The organism is Pseudomonas sp. 05N432 (assembly GCF_056396945.1).
In genome coordinates, this window is the sequence record NZ_JBFTMM010000003.1 from 1 (window position 1) to 24890 (window position 24890).

At 60.4% G+C, this 24890-nt stretch carries 16 protein-coding genes; 3 read left to right on the plus strand and 13 right to left on the minus strand.

All coding sequences use genetic code 11. The features are described from left to right. Window positions 1-186: 186 nt before the first annotated feature. On the minus strand, window positions 187-2811 hold the full coding sequence (locus tag AC1DHT_RS04285) for an MGH1-like glycoside hydrolase domain-containing protein (RefSeq protein ID WP_427545707.1): 2625 nt from the start codon (window positions 2809-2811) through the stop codon (window positions 187-189). A gap of 141 nt (window positions 2812-2952) precedes the next feature. Here AC1DHT_RS04285 and AC1DHT_RS04290 point away from each other — a divergent pair, with 141 nt between their 5' ends. Both AC1DHT_RS04290 and AC1DHT_RS04295 read left to right on the plus strand, forming a co-directional pair. Beyond that, window positions 2953-3816: a LysR family transcriptional regulator gene (locus AC1DHT_RS04290; RefSeq protein ID WP_054596993.1), complete on the plus strand. Its 864-nt coding sequence runs from the start codon at window positions 2953-2955 to the stop codon at window positions 3814-3816. A gap of 112 nt (window positions 3817-3928) precedes the next feature. Further along, complete coding sequence (locus tag AC1DHT_RS04295) at window positions 3929-5083, plus strand: sterol desaturase/SRPBCC family protein (RefSeq protein WP_427545705.1); 1155 nt, start codon at window positions 3929-3931, stop codon at window positions 5081-5083. A gap of 80 nt (window positions 5084-5163) precedes the next feature. Here AC1DHT_RS04295 and AC1DHT_RS04300 read toward each other — a convergent pair whose 3' ends face one another. The 9 genes from AC1DHT_RS04300 to AC1DHT_RS04340 all read right to left on the minus strand — a co-directional run bounded on the left by AC1DHT_RS04300 (window position 5164) and on the right by AC1DHT_RS04340 (window position 14258). Next, entirely contained in the window at window positions 5164-5403 is a 240-nt protein-coding gene (locus AC1DHT_RS04300) for an HP1242/YdcH family protein (RefSeq protein ID WP_054596992.1), read from the minus strand. A 221-nt stretch (window positions 5404-5624) separates the two neighbouring features. Beyond that, entirely contained in the window at window positions 5625-6284 is a 660-nt protein-coding gene (locus tag AC1DHT_RS04305; RefSeq protein WP_427545703.1) for a DUF799 domain-containing protein, read from the minus strand. After that, window positions 6281-6652 (minus strand): DUF4810 domain-containing protein, encoded by a 372-nt coding sequence (locus AC1DHT_RS04310; protein WP_427545701.1) that lies wholly within the window; start codon window positions 6650-6652, stop codon window positions 6281-6283. Before AC1DHT_RS04310 ends, AC1DHT_RS04305 begins: the two co-directional genes overlap by 4 nt. A gap of 30 nt (window positions 6653-6682) precedes the next feature. After that, window positions 6683-7357 (minus strand): CsgG/HfaB family protein, encoded by a 675-nt coding sequence (locus tag AC1DHT_RS04315; protein WP_347929798.1) that lies wholly within the window; start codon window positions 7355-7357, stop codon window positions 6683-6685. A gap of 204 nt (window positions 7358-7561) precedes the next feature. Then, the gene (locus AC1DHT_RS04320) at window positions 7562-10639 is read right to left on the minus strand and encodes an error-prone DNA polymerase (RefSeq protein ID WP_477761261.1); all 3078 of its coding nucleotides are present in this window, start codon (window positions 10637-10639) and stop codon (window positions 7562-7564) included. After that, window positions 10636-12051 (minus strand): Y-family DNA polymerase, encoded by a 1416-nt coding sequence (locus AC1DHT_RS04325; protein ID WP_427545697.1) that lies wholly within the window; start codon window positions 12049-12051, stop codon window positions 10636-10638. Before AC1DHT_RS04325 ends, AC1DHT_RS04320 begins: the two co-directional genes overlap by 4 nt. Window positions 12052-12058: 7 nt before the next feature. Next, entirely contained in the window at window positions 12059-12676 is a 618-nt protein-coding gene (gene imuA, locus AC1DHT_RS04330; RefSeq protein WP_054596986.1) for a translesion DNA synthesis-associated protein ImuA, read from the minus strand. Beyond that, on the minus strand, window positions 12676-13293 hold the full coding sequence (gene lexA / locus AC1DHT_RS04335) for a transcriptional repressor LexA (protein ID WP_427545695.1): 618 nt from the start codon (window positions 13291-13293) through the stop codon (window positions 12676-12678). Before lexA ends, imuA begins: the two co-directional genes overlap by 1 nt. A 47-nt stretch (window positions 13294-13340) precedes the next feature. Beyond that, window positions 13341-14258, minus strand: coding sequence for a LysR family transcriptional regulator (locus AC1DHT_RS04340; RefSeq protein ID WP_427545693.1), 918 nt, complete (start codon window positions 14256-14258; stop codon window positions 13341-13343). Between the two features lie 104 nt (window positions 14259-14362). On the opposite strand from AC1DHT_RS04340, the gene AC1DHT_RS04345 reads away from it, so the two are divergent. Continuing rightward, window positions 14363-16108, plus strand: a complete 1746-nt coding sequence (locus AC1DHT_RS04345) for an amidohydrolase (RefSeq protein WP_427545691.1) — start codon at window positions 14363-14365, stop codon at window positions 16106-16108. A 24-nt stretch (window positions 16109-16132) separates the two neighbouring features. Here AC1DHT_RS04345 and AC1DHT_RS04350 read toward each other — a convergent pair whose 3' ends face one another. From AC1DHT_RS04350 to AC1DHT_RS04360, 3 genes are all read right to left on the minus strand, one after another. After that, window positions 16133-17020: a Dyp-type peroxidase gene (locus tag AC1DHT_RS04350; RefSeq protein WP_427545689.1), complete on the minus strand. Its 888-nt coding sequence runs from the start codon at window positions 17018-17020 to the stop codon at window positions 16133-16135. A gap of 373 nt (window positions 17021-17393) precedes the next feature. Next, a complete protein-coding gene (locus tag AC1DHT_RS04355; RefSeq protein WP_477760938.1) occupies window positions 17394-23132 on the minus strand; it encodes a S8 family serine peptidase in 5739 nt (1912 codons plus the stop codon). Window positions 23133-24007: 875 nt separating this feature from the next. Then, a complete protein-coding gene (locus AC1DHT_RS04360; RefSeq protein WP_427545685.1) occupies window positions 24008-24517 on the minus strand; it encodes a hypothetical protein in 510 nt (169 codons plus the stop codon). Window positions 24518-24890: the final 373 nt, after the last annotated feature.

Sequence of the window (24890 nt, forward strand, 5' to 3'; positions counted from 1 at the left end):
TCGCCGTAAGGGCGAAACCCTAAGCGGCCGTTACCGCAGAAATGGATATGTACACCTGCGGGAGGTTGGTCGGCTGTCAGGCCGTCATCGCGAGCAGGCTCGCTCCCACAGTTGAACGGTGTACATCTGCAAGAGATGGGTCGGCTGTCGGGCCGCCAAGGTCAAAAGATCGCAGCCTGCGGCGGCTCACAGCAGCAACGCCACCAGCGCGCTCCAGCCGGTTTGATGGCTGGCACCCAGGCCGCGGCCGGTTTCACCATGGAAATACTCGTGAAACAGCAGCAGGTCACAGCTCAACGGGTCGGCCTGGAGCTGCGCGTAGCCGACCATCGACGGTCGGCTACCGTTTTCATCCCGCAAGAACAGTCGGGTCAGACGCTGACTCAAACTGTCGGCTACCTGGGCAAGCGATGCCAGATAGCCTGAACCGCTGGGGTATTCGACCGAAAAATTTTCGCCGTAGTAGCGATGAAACTCACGCAACGACTCGATCAGCATGTAGTTGATCGGCATCCACAACGGCCCGCGCCAGTTGGAATTGCCGCCGTACAGCCGCGAACCGGATTCCGCCGGTTCATAGTCGGCACACAGTTTGTTGCCATTGATCTGCATGCGAAATGGATGCTCGGCGAAGGCTTTGGACAAGGAGCGAACGCCGAATTCGGAGAGGAACTCGGCCTCATCGAGCATGCGCTTGAGCAGGTTTTTGGTGCGCTCGCCACGCAACAGCGCGAGCAGTATCCGATTGCCTTTTCCAGGCTCGGTCCAGCGTGAAATCAGACTTGCCAGGTCCGGCCGATGATGCAGGAAACCCAATAAACGCTCACGCAAGCCCGGCAACCCTTCGTGCTCGTGCTGTTCCAGCACCTGCACCGCAAACAGCGGCATCAAGCCAACGATGGAGCGCAGGCGCAGCGGTTCGTTGACGCCATCCGGACGGTGCAGAACATCGTAGAAAAACTGGTCCTGTTCATCCCACAACCCTTCAGCGGCATCGTCCACGCGGTTGATGGCGCCGGCGATATAGAGAAAGTGCTCGAAGAACTTCACCACGATGTCGACGTACACCGGATTGCGCTTGGCCAGTTCCAGAGCAATCCGCATCAAGTCCAGCGCATACGCCGCCACCCACGCCGTGCCGTCGGCCTGATCCAGGTGAAAACCGGGTGGTAACGCGGCCGAACGGTCAAACAACGCAATGTTGTCGAGCCCGAGAAACCCGCCCTGGAACAGGTTGCGACCTTCGGCATCCTTGCGGTTGACCCACCAGGAAAAATTCAACAGCAGCTTGTGGAAAATCCGCTCGAGAAAATCCATATCGCCGACGCCGGTCAAGGCCTTGTCACGCTGATACACCCGCCAACTGGCCCAGGCATGCACCGGCGGGTTGGCATCGTCGAAACGCCATTCGTAGGCCGGCAGTTGGCCGTTGGGGTGCATGAAGCGGTCTTTGACCAACAACAGCAGTTGATGCTTGGCAAACCCCGGATCGATCAGCGCGTAAGCAACGGCCTGAAAGCCCAGGTCCCACGACGCATACCATGGGTATTCCCAGGTATCGGGCATGGAAACGATGTCGGAGTTCGACAAATGCCGCCAATGGGTGTTGCGGATGTTCAGCCGTCCGGGCGGTGGCGAGGGTTGTCCGGGGTCGCCGTCGAGCCAGCGATTGACGTCGAAGTAATACAACTGCTTGGACCAGAGCAACCCGGCCAGCGCCTGCCGCTGAACGTTACGCGCGTCCGGGTCCGTCATCTGTGCTTGCAGCACCGCGTAATAGTCATCGGCCTCCAGGCGGCGGCGTTCGAACAGTGCCTTGGCGTTGACCTTGGGCGCGACGGTCGGCGCAAAGCGCAGGTAGATGCATTTGCGCGCCAGTCCGTCCAGTTCGAGAATGAAATGCGCCGCGACCCGGGTACCGGCGTCACGTCGAATCGCCCCCGCCACACCGTCCACCAGATAATCGTTGATGCCATCCTTGAACGGGCCATTGGCGGGCACGCCGTCAAGTTTCGGGTGGTTGGTCTGGTTGTCACAGAACAGCCACTCACACCCCTCCTCGCCCCAGGCACTGAGTTGCCGGTCCGCCAGCCTCGGGTGCTGCGCCAGGACTGAGTCACCGGTCAGCGTCAGGCTGGGCATGTGCCGGTCACCGCCCCAACTCCAGGTGTTGCGCGCCCACACCTGGGGCAAGACCCGCAGACGCGCCGGCAGATCCGAACGGTTGTTCACGGTGACCCGCATCAACAGGTCGTCCGGGCTGTTCTTGGCGTATTCCACCGTTACGTCGAAGTAGCGGTCATCCTCGAACACCCCGGTATCGAGGATTTCATACTCGGTATCAGAAAGGCCGCGGCGAGCGTTTTCGGCCACCAGGTCAGCATAGGGAAACGCAGCCTGCGGGTATTTGTAGAGCATGCGCATGTAGGCATGGCTCGGCACCCCGTCGACATAAAAATACAGCTCTTTGACATCCTCGCCGTGATTGCCTTCAGCATTGTTCAGGCCAAACAGACGCTCCTTGAGAATCGGGTCGCGCTCGTTCCATAGCCCTAACCCGATGCACCAGTGCTGGGCCCGGTCGCAGAACCCGGCCAACCCGTCCTCGCCCCAACGATAGGCCCGGCTGCGGGCGTGCTCATGCGGGAAATACGTCCAGGCATCACCGTCGGCGCTGTAGTCCTCGCGCACGGTGCCCCATTGCCGCTCACTCAAGTACGGGCCCCATTCGCGCCAGCACTCGGCCTCATCGCCAACCAAACGCTGGCCTTCGACGGTGCCGAGAATGTTCGTGGCCGACTGCGCTGTCATGGGAACGTCCGTTGTTGTCCGGGATGATGTGCAGTGTAGAGCGTGGATTCGCCCCGGTGCACGCGGCGTCCTGTTCATTCAACTCGAGTTCAGGCGCGCGCTTGCTCTACACTGCGGGGCTCTTCACCTCAGCGACTGCTTATGGACATCGATCTCGCCCGTACCTTTCTGGAAATCGTTCGCTGCGGCAGTCTCGCGGCCGCTGCCGATAAGCTGCACGTCACCCAGACCGCAATCACCGCTCGGGTGCAGAAGCTCGAAAGCCAGCTCGCCAGCACCTTGTTCGTGCGCAACCGCGCTGGCGCTCGCCTGACAGCGGATGGCGAGGCCTTCGTGGTGTACGCCAATCAATTGGTACAGACATGGGAAGCCGCACGCCGGGATTTGCCGTTGCCGGAAGGCTACCGCAATGTGCTGCACATCGGCGGCGAGGTCAGTTTATGCAACCCGTTGATGCTCAGTTGGGCCCGCGAACTGCGCGAGAAGATCCCCAGCCACGCCTTGCGCACGGAAATCCGCGACGGCGAAAACCTGCTGCGCCAGCTGGAATTGGGCGTGCTGGATGCCGCGCTGGTGTTTCAACCCGAGTACTGGCCACAGCTGCAAGTGGAGCAACTGCTGGAGGAGAAACTCATCCTGGTGCGCCTGCCATCCAGACCCGAGCCTTACGTCTATATCGACTGGGGCAAGGAGTTCCGACGCCAGCACGACGCGGCGCTGCCGGACAAGGCCAAAGCCGCGGTGAGCTTCAACCTCGGCCCGCTGGCGCTGCAATACATCCTGCAAAACGGCGGCACCGGTTATTTCCGCACTCGGGTGGTCCAGACTTACCTCGACAGCGGCGTGCTGGAACGGGTGCCCAAAGCCCCGGAATTCAGTTACCCGACCTATCTGGTGTACTCGCGGGATCGTGACTCGGCGGTGCTGCAACAGGCGTTCGAGTTGTTGCGGGAACTGGTCAAGACCGACAGCGACTGGTCGCAGCGCTGGGATCCGTTGATCTGAGCAATATCCACACCCATTCGACGTGAATACCCACCCATTCCCGACATCCATTGGCTGAATAATTTCTCCACGACTAGTCTTTTGTTAATAACAACGACAACAGGTGATCGCGGTGAGGCAAACCACGCAGGCGTTTCGTGCTCGTTACCGGGCCGATATTCATCGGTTCTACAACCCGTGGCTGCACGGCGGTTTTGTGTTGGCCTTCGGTGTGTTGGGCATCACGCTGTTCTGGAGCACCGTGCACCAGGTGCAACCGCTGGAGTGGCTGACGGTACCGCTGACGCTGTTGTTTTTCAATTTCGCGGTCTACGTGGTCCACCGGCACCTGGGTCATCACAAAAAAGCCTTTGCGCGGTTGTTCTATGCCCGGCACGCGGGCGATCACCACAGTTTTTTCGCCCCCGGCTACATGACCTACGACACGGCGCGCGACTGGCGGGTAATTCTGTTTCCGGCGTGGCTGATCGTGCTGCACAGCCTGGTGATCACCTTGCCCGCCTGGTGGCTGCTCAAGCATCTCAATGGCAACGTCGCCGGGCTGTTCGCTGGCTGCATGATCCTCGGCTACCTGGCCTATGAGGTGTTTCACGCCTGCGAACATCTGCCACCGAACAATCCCGTCACCCGCCTGCCGTGGATCCGCCAGATGCGCCGCCTACATGCGCTGCATCACCGTCGCGAGCTGATGCAGGAGCGCAATTTCAACATCGTTTTTCCGCTGATGGACTACCTGTTCGGCACACTGTATTGGGAAGCCGAACCCGATCATTCGCACCTTCAAACACGGCGCGCGCCCATGACCCGCCTGCAACACCGGATCGACATCGCACGCGACCCGATCGCCGTGCTCGCCTACGCCAGTGCCGCGACGCGTTGGCCGGAGTGGCACCCTTCATCGCTGAAAGTCGACGGCCAGCCAGGACCACTGTACGCGGGGTCACGTTTTGAAGAGGATATTCATGCGGGGGGGCGAGCCGGCCATTTGAGCTGGGAGGTCGAAGAGTATTTGCCGGGGCGGCGCTGGAGTGCTCACGCTCAGGGTGATCATGGTCTGGAACTGCTGCTGACTTATGAATGCGCCAGCGAGGGTAGCGGCACGCGCTTCGTGCGCACCCTGGAATACCGTTTTAGCGGACGGCTGATGCGCCTGGCCAATCGGCTGCTGCTCAAGCGGCGTATCGAGCGCGAATCGGCGGCCTCGCTGCTGGCCTTGCGCGACAGGGCACAACGGGCAATCCCGGCCCACACAGGGTCAATCGCCTGACACGCAACACTCAACGTTGAATCAACACTTGCAAGCGGGCTGCCAAACAAGGGGGCGACACGACGCCCCCCCCATGTTGGTCACGTTCTGACAGAACCGTTCAAACTCCGGGATATTTCGTCTTTGATCGAAAGGCGCTTTGCCTTGAGCTTCCTCAATTCATCATCTGCCAGAGCCTGGGCTTCCGCCTCCAGGACCCGCTTGTCGATATCCGAATATTTGTCCAGCAGCGCGTTCAGGTGAGGATCATTTGCACGCTTTTGCTGAATGACTTCCTTTGAGCAGCTCAGGTCCTGATACAGGTCATGATTAACCGGCATGGAACACCTCCGTTTGTTGATCGGTGGCGAACGCCTTTGCGTGCGCTCGCCAGTTATCAGAATGGCCTCGCTCGGCGGTTGCTGTCGACTATCAATCAGACCAGCGGTGCCCGTTGGTCGGACGTGTCGTTATTGTCAGCGCACGGTGTTGGCGCCCTCACCCACCAGAATAGTCTCGCGCCCGCCGTTGTGTTGAGCACCGTGTGTCGGCAACCGGAATATCAGTCGGTACCGTACTTCGGCGATCGCGGTCCGTACAGCAGGCCCGCCGGGTGCCCCGCCGACAGCAGTCGTGCGCTGGTGATACCGGCAATCGGGTGACCGGCGTCGGTGGAGCTGTTGATGACCTGCTTGACCGCTGCAGTGATCAGCGCACCCAACAAACCGCCTCCACTGTTGTTGTTGCCCTCTTCGCTCGACGCGCTGGCCGAGCCGGTCCACAAGGTCGTGCCCGTCTTGAGGTCCACCAGTTTCGCGCTGGCGGTAACCACGGTTGCACTGGAGATCACCATGTAGCGAGTGCCGTAGTCAGTCACGGTAATGTAGAGCGCGGCATCGGCACCGAAGATCTCTTGCAGTTTGTTGGCCGGCGCCTGGTGGATGTCCGCCGGCGTGGTCAGGCCGTTCTGGTGGAACGTCTCGTCGACCAGCGCGATCGGCAGCACGTAGTAACCGGCTTCAGCCAGCGGGTACGTAACCTGCGAGAGCATGCTGTAGGACGCCTTGACGTCCGGCGAGTTGTTCAGCGGCGGCAGTACCAGAATGGTTTTTGGACGGCTTTGCTTGTAAGCCGAGTAGTCCACGGTCTTGGGGCTGACGCAACCGCCGAGGACGGCCAGGGCCAGCAAGCCGGCCATCAGTTTCAATGAGCGCGCGATCATTGGGCATCTCCGGTCTTGGCGTTTTTAAGCAGGAAGTTCATGTACGGCGTCGACTCGGGAAACAGGGTCTTCTCGGTTCTGAACTGCTGCACCATCTGATCGTCCTTGCCCAGGCTCAGGTACAACAGCCCCAGGTGGGCGTGGTAGCCAGGCGGCGGTGTCTTGCCAGTGGACTTGATCTTTTGCAGGTCGCGCTCCAGCGCTTCGGCCTGGGCTTCCTTGGGCTCCTCGCCTTTGAAATACTCATAAACCTGTGGCTGGTAGCCTTCCCACTGGTAAAGGGTTTGCGGACTGTTGCATCCGGCCAGCAGGCCACTCACCAGCAACATCGACGCCATCGGCGCCCACGACATATAACGCTTGAACATGCTTGTACCGCTCCTTGTCATCGACCTTGATCAGTTGCCCGGCTTCCATGCACCCGAATTCATGCCATCCACCAGGCGATTGATCGCCTCGCGCATGGCCAGGTCGAGCACCTTGCCGTTGAGGGTCGAATCGTAGGCAGCAGTACCGCCGAAGCCGATGACTTCACGGTTGGACAAGGCGTATTCACCTGCGCCCTGAGTCGAATAAACGACTTCCGAAGTGCTGATATTGACGATATTCAAGTTGACCTTGGCGTACGCCACCTGGGTCTTGCCGCGGCCAAGAATGCCGAACAACTGGTGATCACCGGTCTCTTTGCGGCCGAACTCGGTAACGTCGCCAGTCACCACAAAGTCGGCACCCTTGAGGCGCTGGGCTTGCCCCTTGATCGATGCTTCCTGCTGGATCTCGCCCATGTTGTCGCGGTCCAGCACGCTGAAGCGGTTGGTCTGCTGCAAGTGAGTGATCAGGATGGTCTTGGCCTGACCGCCGAGGCGGTCCACGCCATCGGAGAAGATCCCGCGCATGTAGCTCGAACGGTTGTCGAACTTGCCAACGGCCATCGGCACTCGAACACCGACAAAGGCCTGGCTGGCGCTTTCGACTTTTGCTACCGGCAGTGCGCGGGAGCTTTCGGTTGCACACCCTGCCATCGCGCCCAATACGGCAATCGCGGCCCCTGATACCACCATCCGAGAGATCATTCTCACTGTGCATTCCTTCTGAAAAACGGTTTATCCCGGCATGACAGCGGCCCCGCCACTGCGGGTTGCGGTGGCGAAAAAGCGATGGGGATTCGAATCGATAAGCGACGTGCAGGACGTCGGCGGGCGGCATTATGCCAAAGTGCCACTACTGATGACAGTATTTATATTTTCTGGCGTCAGTTTCTTGAATGGTCATGGCGACTAGTGGAAATCCCGGCTATGCACGCTGATGCCATTGAGCAACGGGCTCAAGTCGCTCAAGCGTCCGGCGATCAGGTGCCGGACCTCGCCGACCTTCTCCCAGCGGCCGTCGATCTTGAGCAGTTGCGAGCCGATCAGGGCTTTGCGTTGACGCTCGGCGAGGTCGCGCCAGACCACGACGTTGATGTTGCCAAACTCGTCTTCAAGGGTCACGAAGGTCACGCCACTGGCCGTGCCCGGGCGTTGGCGACCGGTGACCAGGCCGGCGACGCTGACGTTGCGCCCATGTTCGACCTCCAGCAATTCCCGTGAACTGCGGCAACGTCGGACACGCAACTCATCGCGCAACAAGGCCAGTGGATGCGGGCCGAGGGTCGTACCGACGCTACTGTAGTCGGCTTGCAGGTCTTCGCTCACGGTCGGTTTGGGCAACACCACGCACGGCTCTTCCTGACTCGGCAAACCGGCGAACAATCCAAGTTGTTTCTGCACCCCCGCCACTTCCCAGCGCGCGCGATGGCGATCACCGGCCAGCCTGCGCAACGCTCCGGCGTCGGCCAGTTGTTCTTGCGCCCGGGCATCGAGTCGGGCGCGTTCGCCCAGGTCGGCGATGTCGATGAATTCACTCTGCAAACGCGCGGCTTCGATGCGGCGCGCATCGTCCTCGCGAAAGCCCTTGATCATCCGCAATCCCAGGCGAATGGCCGGTTGTTCGCCGTCAGTCGGCTCCAGGCTGCAATCCCAATCGCTGGCGGCCACGTCCACCGGCCGGATCTGCAAATGATGCCGACGAGCGTCCTGGAGAATCTGGTCCGGGCTGTAGAAACCCATCGGCCAACTGTTGATCAGCGCACAGGCAAACGCCGCCGGTTCATGGCATTTCAACCAGCAGCTGGCGTAGGTCAGCAAGGCAAAACTGGCGGCGTGGGATTCGGGAAAACCGTAGCTGCCAAAGCCCTTGATCTGCTCGAAGATCTGCGCGGCGAATTCTTCTGTGTAACCGTTTTTCAGCATGCCTTCGCGAAGGCGTTTCTGGTGCGGTTCAAGACCGCCATGGCGCTTCCAGGCCGCCATGGAGCGGCGCAACTGATCGGCCTCGCCGGGACTGTAGTCGGCGGCCACAATCGCGATCTGCATGACCTGTTCCTGAAACAACGGCACGCCTAGGGTGCGCTTGAGCACGGCCTCCAGCTTTTTGGATGGATAGGTTGCTTTTTCTTCGCCATTACGACGCCGCAGATACGGGTGCACCATGCCACCCTGGATCGGCCCGGGACGAACGATGGCCACCTCGATCACCAGGTCATAGAAGTTTTGGGGTTTGAGCCGCGGCAACATCGACATCTGCGCCCGGGACTCGATCTGGAACACCCCGATGGTGTCGGCGCGGCTGATCATCTCGTAGGTTTGCGGGTCCTCGGACGGGATTCTGGACAGGCTCAGCTCCCGTCCGCGATGGTCGCGCAGCAAGTCGAAGCAGCGACGAATGGCGCTGAGCATGCCGAGGGCGAGAATGTCGACCTTGAGCAGGCCGACCATGTCCAGGTCGTCCTTGTCCCACTGGATGATCGTGCGCTCGGCCATGGCTGCGTTTTCCACCGGCACCAGGCTGTCCAGCGGCTGCTCGGAAATCACGAAACCGCCCGGATGCTGGGACAGGTGCCGGGGGAAGCCGATCAACTGCCGGGTCAGGCTCAGCACCTGGCGCAGCACCGGGCTGTCCGGGTCGAAGCCACCTTCGCGCAGGCGCTCCAGCGGCGGTACATCGTCGCTCCAATGGCCGCAACAATCGGCCAGCGCGTTGACCTGATCCGGCGGTAAACCAAGGGCCTTGGCCACATCGCGGATCGCACCGGCACCGTGGTAAGTGCTGACCACCGCCGTCAGCGCGGCCCGCGTCCTGCCGTAACGCTGGAACACGTACTGCAAGACTTCTTCGCGGCGCTCATGCTCGAAATCGACGTCGATATCCGGTGGCTCGTTGCGCTCTTTGGAGAGGAACCGCTCGAACAGCATACTCGTCCGGCTCGGGTCGATTTCGGTGATGCCCAATGCGTAACACACCGCCGAGTTGGCAGCCGAGCCGCGCCCCTGACACAGAATGCGCTGGCTGCGGGCGAAGCTGACGATGTCTTCGACGGTGAGGAAGTAACTCTCGTAACCGAGCTCGGCGATCAGCTTCAGTTCCTTTTCGATCAGCGCCATGACCGTGCTGTCCGGCCCTTCCGGCCAACGTCTGCTCAGGCCTTGTTCGGTCAACCGGCGTAGCCAGGAAGTCGGCGTCTGCCCTTCGGGCACCAACTCACGCGGGTATTGGTAGCGCAACTGGCCGAGGTCGAAAGTACAACGCCTGGCAATGACCAGCGTCTCTTCGAGCAACGACGCGGGATACAGCTCGCGCAACGCCTCAAGGCTGCGCAAGTGCCGTTCGCCATTGGGGTGCAAGCGCTGCCCGGCGTCGGCGACCCGCACGTGCAGACGAATCGCCGTCATGGTGTCCTGCAACGCACGCCGACCACGGGCATGCATGTGCACATCGCCGCTGGCCACCGCCGGAATCTGCAAGCGGGCAGCCAGGGCCTGCCGATCAGCCAGGCGGCGGGCATCGTTCTGCCCACAATGCAGCTCGACCGCCAGCCACAGCCGCTMGCCGAAAATACCTTTCAGCCAGGCGCCGTGCTCCAGGACATCGACTGCATCCGGCACCCACAACGCCAACAGTCCGGGCAATGGTTCACTGAAGTCTTCACGCAGTACCCGGTACTGGCCCTTTTCCGTACGCCGTCGGGCATGGGTGATCAGTCGGCACAGGGCCTGATAACCCTCAAGGTTTTCCACCAGCAGCACCAGCTTGGGACCATTTTCGATGCGCATTTCACTGCCGATGATCAACGGCAACTCCAGCGCCTTGGCCGCTTGCCAGGCACGGACAATACCGGCCAGGGTGCACTCGTCGGTGATCGCCAGGGCCTGGTAACCCTGACGCTTGGCCCGTTCTAACAGCTCAAGGGCACTGGATGCCCCGCGCTGGAAACTGAAGTTCGACAGGCAGTGCAGTTCGGCGTAGCCGGCGCTCATGCGAACCAGCCTTGCAGCCACAGCGGCCCGGCCTCGCCCACCGCACGATAAGCCCAGGCCTTGGAGCCTGCGCGGGTTTCGATCAGGTAGTAATCGCGGCGCACGTCGGCACCATCCCACCAGCCGGACTCGATGCGCTCCGGCCCCATGAGGATGCGCGCCGAGCCTTCATTCACGGGCAATGGTTCGGTCAGCAACCAGCCGGGACGTTGCACATCAGGCAGCGCCGGACAGGCCTGAGGCTGTGCATTCGGCAGCCATGCACACTCCGGTCGATGATCGGACTGAAAACCCAGGCCCTGCACCGCCTCATCCCCGAGCCGCGCACGCAAGCGCTCGCGCAGTTGCTCCCAGGGCAAGGACTGTTGCGGGCGCTCGTCGAACAGCTCCCGGCGCTGCGGGACGAAGCTTGGCAAGTCCTGCGCCGACAGCCGAAAACCGCGCACCGGCGCCTCGACCTGTACCTGTTCCAGCCTTCCGCGGGCCAGTTCGAAGAGCATCGCCGGGTCGCGCTCGGCACTCAGCAGGCCGACCTTGATCAGCGTGTCCGGCAACCCGGCGTGTTCCAGATGCAGGTCAAAGCGCTGCACGCCGCTGTCCCGGCCACAGAGGAACGCCGAAAGATCGCCGGTCAGCCGGCGTAAGGGGAACAGCAATGCCTGATGGGATTGCACATCGAAATTCAGCTCGATCCGCACATCGAAACGGTCCGGCGGCAGATAAAACCCCAAGGCCAGCGGCCGTTCGCCCAACATGGTATCGAGGTGCTTGAGCACTTGCGCCTCGAAGCGTCGGGCCAGGGTTTGACGCGGCAGCGCCTGAACCTGGCTCAAGGTGCGCAAGCCCATGCGCGACAGTGCGGTAGCGACCGTTTGCTCAAGCCCAATCCGGTCGACCGGCATCTGCCCGAGCAATTGCCGTAGAGCGTCATTGTCCGGCACCGCCAGACCGTCGTAGGCATTGGCCAGGACCCGTGCGGCCAGCGGGTTGGGCGCCGCGACCAGTCGATGGCGAAAACCCAGCGCCGAGAGCTCTGCGCGCAACCGCGCCTCGAACTGCGGCCAGGGCCCGAACAATCCCAGGCTCGATTCGATTTCAAACAGCACCGCACGCGGGTAATGCACGCTGACCTGGGAGCTGAAGCGGTAGGCCCAGGCGGCGAGAAACTGCTGCCAATGCTCGATTTCGGCCACGTCATAGTCGGCGCTGACAAAGGCCTTGCTCAAGGCCTGGGCGGCGGTCATCGACTGGCCCGGACGCAGCCCCAATGCCCGCGCCGGCGCATTGACCGCTTGCAACACCCGACGCTGCGCCGGGCCGCTCAGCAGCACCAGCGGTTCGTCAGGATCGCTGCGCTGACGCAACACCGCGTCCAGCGCCAGTTGCGGGAAAAGGATACAGACCCAGCGCATGCCAACCTCACTGCCCGGTGGCGAAGGCAATCGGTGCCGAACGGGCCAGCCCGCCACGGCACTTGAGCACCCTTAACTGCGCGGGTCTTGAATCGATGGCGATGCGCAGGGCTGCCGGCGAGGGGTTAATGGCGTCCTTGATCGAGCGATAGGCAAACGCCAGGGTCTGCCCGGTTTCCGCCGCCACCTGCAAACGGCGCAAGGCGCGGTCATCCGCCTGCTGCGGCCAGCACAACACCGCACCGCAACTGCCTGAACGCAGGCATTGTTCTGCCGCCCACAATGCCTCGCGGTCACTGGCCTGGATGATCGACAACTGCCGCAAATCCACCCCGGCGTTCTGCCAGGCCTGGGGATACGGCACATACGGCGGCGCTACCAGCACCACTCGCTCACCGGCAGTCGTCAGCCGGGCCAAGGTTGGCCATACCAGCTGCAATTCGCCCACACCCTGCCCGGCGACAAGGATTTCGCTCAGCGCCGCTTCCGGCCAGCCGCCGCTGGGCAAAGCCGCGTCCAGTGCCGCATGCCCGGTCGGCTGCGGGCTGATGCTCGGCGGCGCGGGTCGGCCTTTCCAGACCTGGCCGCCATTGAACAGCGTATCCAGCGCAACGACGGCGCCCATCACCCTTGCCTCACCAGGCCACAAAACACCCCTTCAATCGCCAGGTCCTGATCGGCGGTGACCACAATGGGGCTGTAGGCCGGGTTGCGCGGCAGCAACCGAATGCTGTCCCCTGCCCGTTCAAAGCGCTTGATGGTGACTTCACCCTCAAGCCGCGCAACGACGACCTGGCCGTTCCGTACCTCGGCACTGCGGCGCACGCCCACCAGATCACCGTCGAGGATGCCGTCGCCAATCATCGAGTCGCCCTGAACCCGCAGCAGGTAGTCCGGCGTACGCGAGAACATCGACGGATCCAGCCACAAGCGGCTGTGCACCTCGGCATCGACGCCCATCGGTGCACCGGCGGCCACCCGCCCGAGGACCGGGATGTCCAGCAACTCGGGGCGACGCGGCTGATTGAGCAAGCGAATACCGCGAGCCTGATGCGGATTGACCTCGATAAAACCGGCCTCGGTCAGCGCCACCACATGTTTGCGCGCCACGCTGCGAGAGGCAAAACCGAACGCCTCGCTGATTTCAGCGAGGCTCGGTGACTGACCTTGCTGCGCGATGCGCTCGCGAATAAAGGTCAGGATGGCGGTACGGCGGGGAGTCAAAGTCGTCATGGAGTACATTTGTACTCCTCTCGGGTTTTCCTGACAATAACCGCCAGTCGTAACGCTTAACCCAAGCTGCGTTGCCGCAGAAAATCCGAAATGAAATCGATGAAAACCGCCACCTTGGCAGTGGCGCGACGGTGGCTGGGGTACACCGCCAGGATGTGCGAACCGAACGCGTCCGGATCAATCTCGTAGTCGGCCATCAACCGCACCAGCCGGCCATCCGCCAGATACGGCGCGGCACTCCACAGCGGTGCGTGTAGCAGCCCGCGTCCCGCCAGCGCACTGGCCAGCAGCAAGTCGTAATTGTCGCTCTTCAGGCGCGGCCGCGACGGCTGGGGCAAGCTGAGCCGTTGACCGTCGCGCTCGACCCACCAGAATTCACGGCTCAGGGCCGCATGGTGATAGAGCAGCCAGTGATGCTGATCGAGGGTCTGCGGCGTCACCGGAACCGGGTTGCGCGCCAGATAATCCGGGCTGGCACACAGGGCCAGGCGATTCTCACCGACGACTCGGGCGATCTGTCCGGGCAGGTCGTCATGACCTTCACGCAACGCCAGGTCGTAGCCGCTTTCGAGCAGATCAACGAACTCGTCGCACAGGTCGATGTGCAAACTGATTTGCGGGTATTCATCGAGAAAACCTGCACTCGCCTCGTCGAGAAAGGCCCTGCCAAAGGCCAGCGGCGCAGTGATTTTCAGCGTGCCCTGCAAACCATGCTGCATCTGCAGGATCTCTTCGCCGACCTCTTGCAGGCGCTGCAACACCTGACGCGCGGTCTCCAGATAAAGCCGCCCGACCTCGGTCAATAACGTGCGCCGCGTGCTGCGCTCGAACAAGCGCGCACCCAGCTCCGCTTCAAGATGACTGACCGCTTTGGTCAGCGCCGACGGAGTCTTGCCCAGTTGCTGCGCGGCACGGCTGAAGCTGCCGTGCTCTGCAGTCGCGACAAACATTTTCAAGGCACTGAGCGTGTCCATGGTTTTTCCATTCAGGCAAAAGGGTTTTGCTGGTTTCAGGCGTTCTGCCCAGCGTGCCAAGCCACTAGTCTCGCTGCCAGACGAATAAAAACAAGGCACCCCACATGAATAGAGTTATCCCGACACTTCTGGGCTGCGCCGTAGCTTTTGCCTCGATGGAAGCCATGGCCGCCGCCGATCTGGTGTTGATCAACGGCAAGATCTTCACTGCCGACCACGCCCAACCCAAGGTCCAGGCCCTGGCCGTGCAGGACGGCAAAGTGCTGCAGGTTGGCAGCGACACGCAGATCAAGGCGTTGATCGAGCCCTCGACCCGGGTCATCGATCTGGCGGGTAAAACCCTGATGCCCGGCCTGATCGACAGCCACTCACATGCAATCTTCGGCGGCCTGGAACTGACTTCGGCCAACATGGGAGATGAACAGGTCAGTCTCGATGAGCTGGAAAAACGTCTGCGCGGCTGGCGTGACGACGGCAAGGCAAAACACGGCGATGTGCTGAGTGTGGCCGGCATGAGTTCGGCCTATTGGGCGCAAGCTGAAGCCCTTGCCCAGCGTTTCAATCAGGGAGAATGGGCGCAGGTGCCGATCGTGTTTATCGGTAGCGACCACCACACCGCCTGGGCCAACAACGTGATGCTCAAGCGGGCCGGGATCGATGCCGCGCTGATCAACACTCTGCCCGCCGCCGAGCGCGACACCATCGGTCGTCTGGCAAATGGCGAGCCCAACGGTTTTCTGGTGGACGCGGGGTGGGACCGGGTCGCTTCAGTCATGCCCAAAGCGAGTCCGGCGGACCTGTTGCGTGCAGCCCAGGCTGCGCTGCGGTTCAACAACAGTCTGGGCATCACTGCCTGGATGGACCCGGCCGCCAACGCCGCGCCGGGGGAGCCGGTGTTCGCCCTCAAACCCACGGAAAAAACCGTCGGCGTCCTGCCGGTGTACAAGGCGCTGTCTGAAACCGGGGCTATGAGCGCGCACGTCGCCGCGCTGCTGGTGGCCAGCCCGCGAAGCCGCCCGGCTGACCTCGACACATTGGACTCGGTGCGCAAGCAGTTCCAGGGCATCCCGAACCTGAGCTTGCCCGGCATCAAGATCTTCGCCGACGGCGTGCTGGAGTTTCCGGCGCAGAGCGCGGCGCTGATCGATCCCTACAACAACTCGCACAAACAGGGCGAGCTGCTGATCGATCCGGAGCATTTCGGTGAGTTGGTCAGTGCCGCCGACCAACGCGGCTGGTTGGTGCACGTGCACGCCATTGGCGACCGTGCAGTGCGTGAGTCATTGAACGGCATCGAGCAGGCACGCAAGGATCGACAAAGCGGCGTGACCCACTCGATCACTCACCTGCAACTGGTCAACCCCAAGGAGTTTGCGCGCTTCAAGCCACTCAATGTGATCGCCTCGATGCAGCTTCTCTGGGCCTCGGCTGACGAGTACACCCTGGACATGATCAAGCCGTACGTCAGCGCACTCGCCTTCCGCTATCAGTACCCGGCGCACTCGTTGCTCAAGCAAGGCGCAACGATTGCCGGTGCGAGTGACTGGCCGGTGTCATCGCCGAACCCGTTCAATGCGATGGCCCAGGCCATCACCCGTGTCGGGCCCAAAGGCGTATTGAACGCCGCCGAGGGCATCGACCGCGAGACGATGTTCTACGCCTACACCGTCAATGCCGCCCGCACCATTGGCCTGGAACAACAGATCGGCTCGCTTGAGCCCGGCAAGCAGGCGGACTTCATTATCGTCGACCGCGATGTGTTCAAGGTCGATGAAAAAGCCCTGCACGACACTCGGGTACTGAGCACCTGGTTCGCCGGCCGCGAAGTCTATGCCCCTGCTGCACAGTAAAAACTGTGCACGCAGCATCTGACTTCAGCCGATGCTCAGTGCACGCAGATCCAGCTGACCGTCCTTGAGCGGCGGGCACCAGTAGTAACCGCCGGTGATCGGCCGGCTCATGCGGTACAGACCGTCAACGACGCCGTCTTCCAGGCCACTCATGCGGCGCAGTTGGGCTTCGAAGGCGTTGAAGGAATGGCCGAAGGCCAGGAACATCAGGCCGGCACGATCGCCTTCGATCCACGGCATCGAGCGACGCACGATGAAGGCTTCAGGGGTGAAGCTTTCCTGGGCGGTGCGTTTGACGTGGGCGGAGATCGGCGCGTCGTCGAGCTCTTCGTTGTCGCTCTTGCGGCGGCCAATAATGTTGTCCTGCTCATGGGACGGCATCGCATTAAAACCGTTCAGGTCATGCTGCCACTGCTGGATCGCGGCGAAACTGCCACCCACCTGACCGTCCTCGCCCTCAGCCACCAGCGCTGCGGCAACGGCGGCTTCGTCATGGGGGTTTTCGGTGCCGTCTTCATAACCCGTCAGGTCGTGGCCACTCATGTGACGGAAGGCTTCGTTCATCTGCACCAGGCGCAAGGCTGGAGCCAGCGCGACTTCAAGGGCACGGCTGCGGTTAAGCAACTCGCCGCGATCCTCACCGTGCAGCCAGCACCACAGCGCGTGCTGGGTCGAAGGGTTATCGACGCCAACGCCAATCATCGCCGGGAACGGTCGCAGCCCCGCTACTTTCGCGTCCAGTGCATTGACCAGCGACTTGCCAAAACCGACCACCGCCGACTTGCCGTCCACCAGTTTCATCAGGTTTTCGAGCGCAGCCGGCAGAGCCTCGGCGGATTCGAGAGCGAAAAACAAATGACGTGCCTGAGGCGGAACGGGGGTGGCAAGGATGCCCGGCTGGTAGTAACTCATGAGAACTCCTCTTGAAAGGCATGAAGTTTACCCGGCACGCGGCGGTTTGTGTGTGTTGAAAGGTGCAAGAGCGGTGCAGACGCGAAACTGTGCTGATGTCGCTCACGTATTGCCGCCGCCACGATTCCTGTAGCAGCTGCCGCAGGCTGCGTTCGGCTGCGCAGCAGTCGTGAAATCAGGCACTGCGGTGCGTCAGGATGAACGTGCATACCGGGTTTACGACTGCTGCGCAGCCGAACGCAGCCTGCGGCAGCTGCTACGAGGATCGGGTGATGTCTGGGGTTCAGTTGAGGAGATGACCGGTCTCGAACGAGACGGTCGAAGGCCCGCGATGACTATCGCGGGCCGTGTTACCGGGTTAACGCGGGGTGACTTACATCCAGTTGGCCGCCAGCACAGGCTGCAACACCTGCTGCTCGGCAGCACCGAAGGTCATGCTCGCCGGTGCCGGCGGCGCGAACGCCGCCATGGCCTGGACCAGGTGCTCGACATCATTGCCCATCAACCGATGGCGGTCCCCGGCCATGATGTCTCGTGGACGTTCAGGGGTACTGGCATACCAGTTATGCAGCGTGACTTCCTGCTTGCTGCCGATGACCGAGATCTGTAGATCCTGCCCTTCGTGCTGGAACCACAGTCGATCAGGGCTGATGTCCTTGCCGAACACCAACTGCCCCATAGAGCCGCTGAACTCAAGATCATTGACCCCGTGTCCCACTTCCACCGTCGGCATGTTGCCGCTCACCAGAACCTTGTTGTTGCCATCCCCCAGTTTCACCGTAGCGAAAGACCCTGTGTCGGTAATGGTGTTGTTGCCATGGCCAACCGTGAGTTTGTCGACATTGCCAGTCACGACATTATTGCCATTACCCAGCGTGATATCGCCCCGGCTGCCAGTCACATTCACCTTGTTGTCACCGTTGCCGGCAACCACTTTGGCACTCGACGCCTCCACATTGATGGTCTTGCTCTCATCCCCCAGGGTGACATTGGCAAAGAACCCCTTGACCGTCATGGTATTGGGGTCGGTGGCCACAGGTGCGGAGCCCACTGCCGGGCTTTTGGTTCTGTCACGGTAAGAAACATACGAGAAGTCCGAATCGTCAACCGACACCGGAAGTACATCATCAAACTTGAGCCGCGGGTCTGGCGAAACCGCAACATCAGGAACGGTGACCCGTGGGCGGCTCGGGATATCAAGGTCTCGGTGAGCAATATCAACGACGGGGCGATCCGGAATGACAATCGGCCTTGGGCTCGGAATATCAATCGGGGTACGCCCGCCTACCTCACGCCCGACCGGACCGATGTCCGGCAACTTCGACGGTTCCAGCGAACCGACACCGCGCTCGGCGAGGATCTGCTCAATGGTTTTGCGTTCAGGGACCGTCGTCGCACCACGGTTCGCATCACGCTCGGCAAGGATCTGCTCGACGGTTTTGTGCTCCGGCACTTTCGGGTTCAAGTCGACACCGCGCTCGGCCAGGATCTGCTCGATGGTCTTGGTCTCCGGCAGCTTGAAGTCCGGGATCGTGACGGAAGGTCGCAATACCGGGTCAATCGTCGGGACGCTTGGGGTCGGATGCAGATCGACGGGTGGAAGCGGGCCGACCACGGAAGGCTTGTCAACGCCAGGGCGCTCGACAATCGGGGTCAACGTACCCGGTACGGTGACCGTCGGGTGTTCGGTCACCGGCGTCACTACCGGCCCGACCGTCGGCACCACGTCAGGCGCATGTTCGGCGAAGAGAAAGTCCGAGGCACTGATCTGTGCAACGTCCAGCGCGTCCAGATACACCAGATTGGTGTTCGAACCCGAGCCATTGGCGCCGGTAAGCGCCACGAATACACCATGGATCTGTGTCAGGCCATTGATGGTGCCGCGATTCTTGTGTTCGACGGTCAATTGGCTGAAGTCGGTAATACCGGTCTGACGCAGATCGATTTTATCGATGCCATGACGGAACCCGCGCAGCGCGTTGTTGTAGTCCTTCGCGCCAGGTTGGGCCGCCACCACGAACACATCCGAGGTCGCGCTGTCATGGCTGTAGACCGTGCCGCTCAGAGAGAACACCGAACCGTTGAGCTGGACGCCATTGCTGCCACCCTTCAGCACCACGGTGCCCAGGCCTTCTTGCGGCTTGACCGCTTGAGCGTCGCTGTTGACGTAAGCTGTCGGGGCGACAAAGGTGTCCTGGAACTTGAAGTGCCCGGCACCAATACTGGCGAGTGCCTGATTCTTCAGCACCAGGCTCTGGCCTTTGCCCAGGTCGACTTTGACATCCGCGCCCTGCTGCGTCAGCACCAGGTCCGCGAACTTCTTGCCGGCGAAGCCCACCAGATCAACGATTTCGCCGCGAGATGCCTCGAAATTGCTGATGGTATCGGTGCCCGCATCGCGTCGATGGACCACAAAGAAGTCCTTGCCTGCGCCGCCCACCAGATTGTTATTGCCCCGCCCGCCATCGAGCAAGGCATCCGCCGCACCGGCGACCAGCGTGTCGTTGCCATCGCCAGTGACGATGTTCTGAATGCTCGATGGATTTTTCACCGTCAACGCCGCGCCGTCGATGCTGGCGACACCGGTCAGCAGATTGACCGAGGTATCCCCCGAAACAGCTGCGGCATTGAGGGTATTGCGCCCGCCCGCTACACCATTGACGGCATCATCGAGCACCCCACGATTGGCGTTCGCGGCCACCGACTTGATGTATTCATCGGTATAGAAATAGGTGTCGTCCGGGCTGGCCTTGCTGCCATACAAACGCAGCGACCAGCTGTTGAGCGTGACAGGCAGACCGGAAGCCGAATCCGTCACCTGCAACGTCCAGTTGCCAGCCGAGCGTTCGCCGAAGTCATGGGTCGACATGAAGGTGTACTTGAACGCGCCGGACTGCGTGCTACCGACATCACTCGCACTCGCGCCCGGCATGCCGTCCGGGACCTTGCCCTGACGGTTGAGCAGAACACTCTGGGTGCCATCGGGGGAAATCAGTTTGAGCGTCAGATCGCCAAGACGACCGACCTGGGCATCGAAGTCGATCTCGACGTGCTCAACGTTCAAACCGGCGTTCATGGCGATGGACGAAGTCAGCGTCGCTCCCGCCGCCAATGGTTTTCCAAGCGCACCGCTCGACGCGCTGTAGACGTACTCGTTGGCGCCGGTGCTTTGGGTCATCCACGCTTCGGACAAGCGAACGGCAGCCCGCGCATCGACTTCACCAAAGCCGTAATCGTTGCTGGTGTGCATGCCCCCACCGTTCCAGCCGTGGGCGCCGTTGTCACTCCACTGGGTGGACGGGTCGTTGATCTTGCGCGCCGACAACGCCAGGATCTGCTGCACATCCCGATAACCGAGGTTCGGGTTGGCCTGCAGCATCAGCGCGACAATGCCGGAGACGATCGGCGCGGCAAAACTGGTGCCTTGCATGCTGGTGTAGTCGTTGCCGAAGGTAGAACCGCGCTCGGTTTCCAGCATATGGCTGGTGGACACAACGTTGCTGCCCGGTGCCGAAACCAGCAGGCTTGCACCGGGATTGGAGAACGGTGAAGAGCCGATCTGCAAGGTCGACAGATCACCCTGAGCGTTGATCGCGCCGACCTCGACCGAGAAGCGGTTGTTGTTGGTCAGCGAACCCTGGGCATTGCCGCCAGTCGCTCGGCTGTTGCCGCCCGCCGCCACAATAATGGTGCCCAAGCCGCCACGACCGTTGCTCGCCGCATACTGCGCATTCATGGTCAGCGCAGCGGCAGTGTTGATCTGGCCGTTCTGCAAATTGCTCAGGGCGAAATCGTTCGAGAACCCCCAGCTGTTGTTGGCAATGTCAAAACTGACCATATGCCCCAATCCAGCAAGGTCGGCGCCGCTGTTGGCCAGGTAATAACCGCCCAACGTTGCGTCGTAGGCCACACCTACGCCACCTGCGCCATTCTTGGCCGCGACCATGACGCCCGCGACCATCGTTGCGTGATTGGACACCAGCCCCGGCAACGTGCCGCCCGCCTGCTGAGTCTGCAACCAGGCTTTGTCGACGTTCGGCGCCAGATCCGGGTGGGCAATATCAAAGATTTCAGGTGCCGTGGCGAACTGGCCACCTGGCTCGAACTGACCAATGCGCACGCCTTTGCCGGTGTAGTCCTTCCAGACCGGCAGCACGTTGGTGTCGCTCAAGTACCATTCCTGCGCCGCAAGTGGATCGAGCGGTACTTCCGGGGTCAGCAAGGTGACACCGGCACGCATTGGCGCGGTTTGCCCACTGCCGAGGTCTACCACCGACGCCGACAGATTGCCCGCCGCATCGACTACGCCGTATTTGAAGCTGATCAAACCGGTGTAATGCGCGTCCGGGTTGAACAGCACATCACCCTGGGCCGTGAGGCTGACCGTACCGCCCACCGCGTCGCCGACATTGGCGATACGCAACGCGCCCTGGCTGTTGAGGTGTTGATCATTGGCCAACAGGCTCTCTGCGGAAATCAGGTGAGTCTGCGTACGATCGAAGACCTTGCCGTCCTTGTCATGGGTCAGCACATCCGCCACGGGCATGGCGTTGGGGGTTTGCAGGTCGACGGCAGAAATGTCCGAGAAGTTGAGCTTCTGGATGTTTTTCAGCGTCACCGTGCCGTCACGGCCGGCGACCTTGTCAGCCACTTCATAACCGCTGTCGGTGCGGCTGATGCGGTAATCGCCATGGTTGCCATGCAGCGTCACCAGGTTGATCCCGCCGTCGCCGTCGATGGTTGCATTGCCGTGGCCGACTTCGATCACATCGTTACCGGCGCCGCCGTAGATTGTATCGGCGCCGCCACCGGCGTGAATGATGCTGCCGGCTTCGGAGGCGTAAATGACGTCGCCCTGCGGCCCGGCATAGATAACCGCCTTGCCGCTGCCGCCGATGATGGTGTTGTGGCCGGTGCCGCCGACCAGTACGTCGTTGCCAGCACCGCCCACCAGCGTCGAATTGCCCGAGCCGCCCTTGATGAAGGCGCTGCCAGTGCCACCGCTCATGATCGTGTCGTTGCCGCTGCCACCCTCGGCGATGGTCAAACCGGCGTGGGCCATGTTCAACACCACGCCTTTGTCACCGACGATGATCGCCGTGTCGTGACCGCCATTGCCGTGAATATTGACCGGATTGTCCGAAGCGCTGATAACAAAGACGTCATCGCCTGCCCCGCCGACATAGGTGTTGCTACCGGCACCGCCCACCAGCCATCCGCCAGCAGGTGCGGCGATCAACGTGTCGTCGCCGCTGCCGCCGTACAGATTGCTCACACCCAGTTGCGCAGCGTTCAGGGTTTCACCAGTGGCGCTTTGGCTGGCATACGCGGTGGTGGTGATGCCGTTGGTGGTGGAGGTCACTCGTGTACCGCTGCCCTGAGTGCTCAGGGTGTTGCTGACCGGATCACCAAGGAAATCGACCGCCAGCGCTTCCTGGTTCTTGCCATTGATGGTGAACGAACCGGTGGCGAGCACCTTGTTGCCGTCACGGATTTCAGCATTGCTGGAAGCGGCGCGGACGTTGATCTGGGTAATGCCCAGCTCGGCCAGCGTCTTCAGTTCACCGGCATCGACTTTTGCATCGTGGGTGCCATCGACCCAGACCCGCAGCTTGCTCCAGATCGGGTCTTTCTGATCGATCACGCCGTCCTTGTTCGCGTCCTCGCTGGCCAACGCCGCGAAACCGTCCTTGAACTTGGTCTCGCCCGCTGCGCCGTTGACGCCGGCCTTGCCGCCGTAATACTCGGAGAACATCTGGCTGACGTCCTTGATCTGGCCGCTGCCATCATCGATCACCAGCATGCCTGTGGTGCGATCCGCCCAGCCGCTGCGCTTGAGCGTGCCACTGTGGTCAGTATCGAACAGCACACCGTCGCGGATATCGGTCATGTGCACGCCATTACCGGTCAAATCCAGCAATAACGGGTCAACGTAAGTGTTGAACGTGGACATGGCCGACAAACCGTTCAGGGTCACGGCATTGCGCAGGCTGAAATCCGGTTTGCTGCTGTTCGGAGCTTGGTAGAAACTCGACAGATAGGTGTTGGGCCGAGCGTTGGGATCGAGCTGCATTTCACCGGGACGAATGCCACCCGAGGCGAGGCTGGCCATTTGGGTGGAGGTGAAATCGGTTTTGTTGAGAATCCCGCCGAGGGCGAAGATGTTGTGCGTCGCGGCGTTTTGAATGAAGCCGTTGGCGACGTCTTGCTGGGCTTTGCTTTCGCCCTGGATGTGTTGTTGGGGTTGGGGGGAAGGATTGATGTTGATATTAACCAAGTCCTTGCCAGGTGTTGCTTCTACCACCTTATCTTTCTCATACAGCTTATAACGATTATCCGCTATAAAGCTGCTCATTTCCCGCCACAACTTCCACGTAGGACTAACGTCCAGAGGAGAGTCTCTATTTATAAATCGCTCAACCCCTGCCATGTTTGAAATCATGGAACTTATTACATTTTGCGTAAACTCAGTTGTTGTCTCACCCGTAATCTGAATAAAATCACGACCCATACCTAAGGGAGATGGAAGTATATCAGCGAGCGCACCGGGCCATTGCCACGCCTCCAGACCCAGTTCATTCTTCATACCATTCGACTCTAGCCTGGTGATGATATTGGCTGACGTTACACCACCCCCCTTAAGCACGTTCTTTATAGTTTCTTCAGCCAACTTATCAGAGGCAACCTGAAACGCCTCATTACTCAACGGACGACCAGCTTTAGCTACTGAGTACTGTATCGATCCACGAACAATATCGTCCAAAAAGTTGCTTCGATCATTCGAATTGATTGCCTTTGCCGTCGTTAACCAGTTAGCAACCGCCTTCAAGTCAACAAGGTCACTTTCCCTGCCAGCGCTTGCTACCTCGCCAGCAACGATGCCGTGCATATATTCATATGCCGCTGAATAGCTTTTACTATCCGACAACCGCTGCAACTCTTTTAGCTGAGCATCATTAAATTTTACCAGCACCACACTTAATCTCCTTATTCTGCCATTATCCTACCAAGAACATTCAGGACAAAATCATCCACAACCCTGACGTCTGTAAGCTCCTTTGGGTATTGATAAAAAACCCATAACCCTGCCTTATATATTCGATTTGCCCGAACCGTATTCGTAAAGTCCGAGACATACACAGACACGCCATCTCCCCCTGTAAATTTTCTTTCTTGAAAGCCACCAACCTCATAACTTTCAACCCCATCAACCACCGAAACAGGCTCTTTCCCAGCAACATGTCTATTGGCATCAAATCCATCCATGGAGATGTGTTCCATATAAAAAAACACAGGCGCCTTGTTCCCTTTCCAACCATTACGCACAACCTTCATGCTTGGATAATCGACAGCAAATTGAATACTGCCTTTATCGTAGGTCACAAGCCGACACTCTTCCGGTGTCATGTTGAACCTGAAGAAGCTCCCATTTTTCCCGTCACCTGAAAACTCACATCCCGTAAAACCACCGCCATCTTGTGGTGAGTAAATTTTCATATACGGGTTATCTTTCGGCTCTGGAATCAAGTAATACAGAAACGAAAACAAAACCACTACACTACTGAGCCAATACAAGCGCCGCCTTGATATCTTACCCACGCCTACCCCTCTCAAAGAAAAACAACATTTCAAAATAACAAAGGGGACAGATTTATTTTCCGAACTCTGATCCTAAAAAAATCAATCTGCCCACTTTAGCTCATACCCCATAAAACTCTCGGTGAAACCACCACAAGGAAAACGCAAAAACAAAACCCTGCCAGCAAGATAATCGCAACAAAAACCCGAAGCAGTTACCAAGCACAAATGCACGCTTTTAATAACAAACACTTAAAATCGGCCAGCTCTCCCTCCTTCTTTTTTCGCTCAA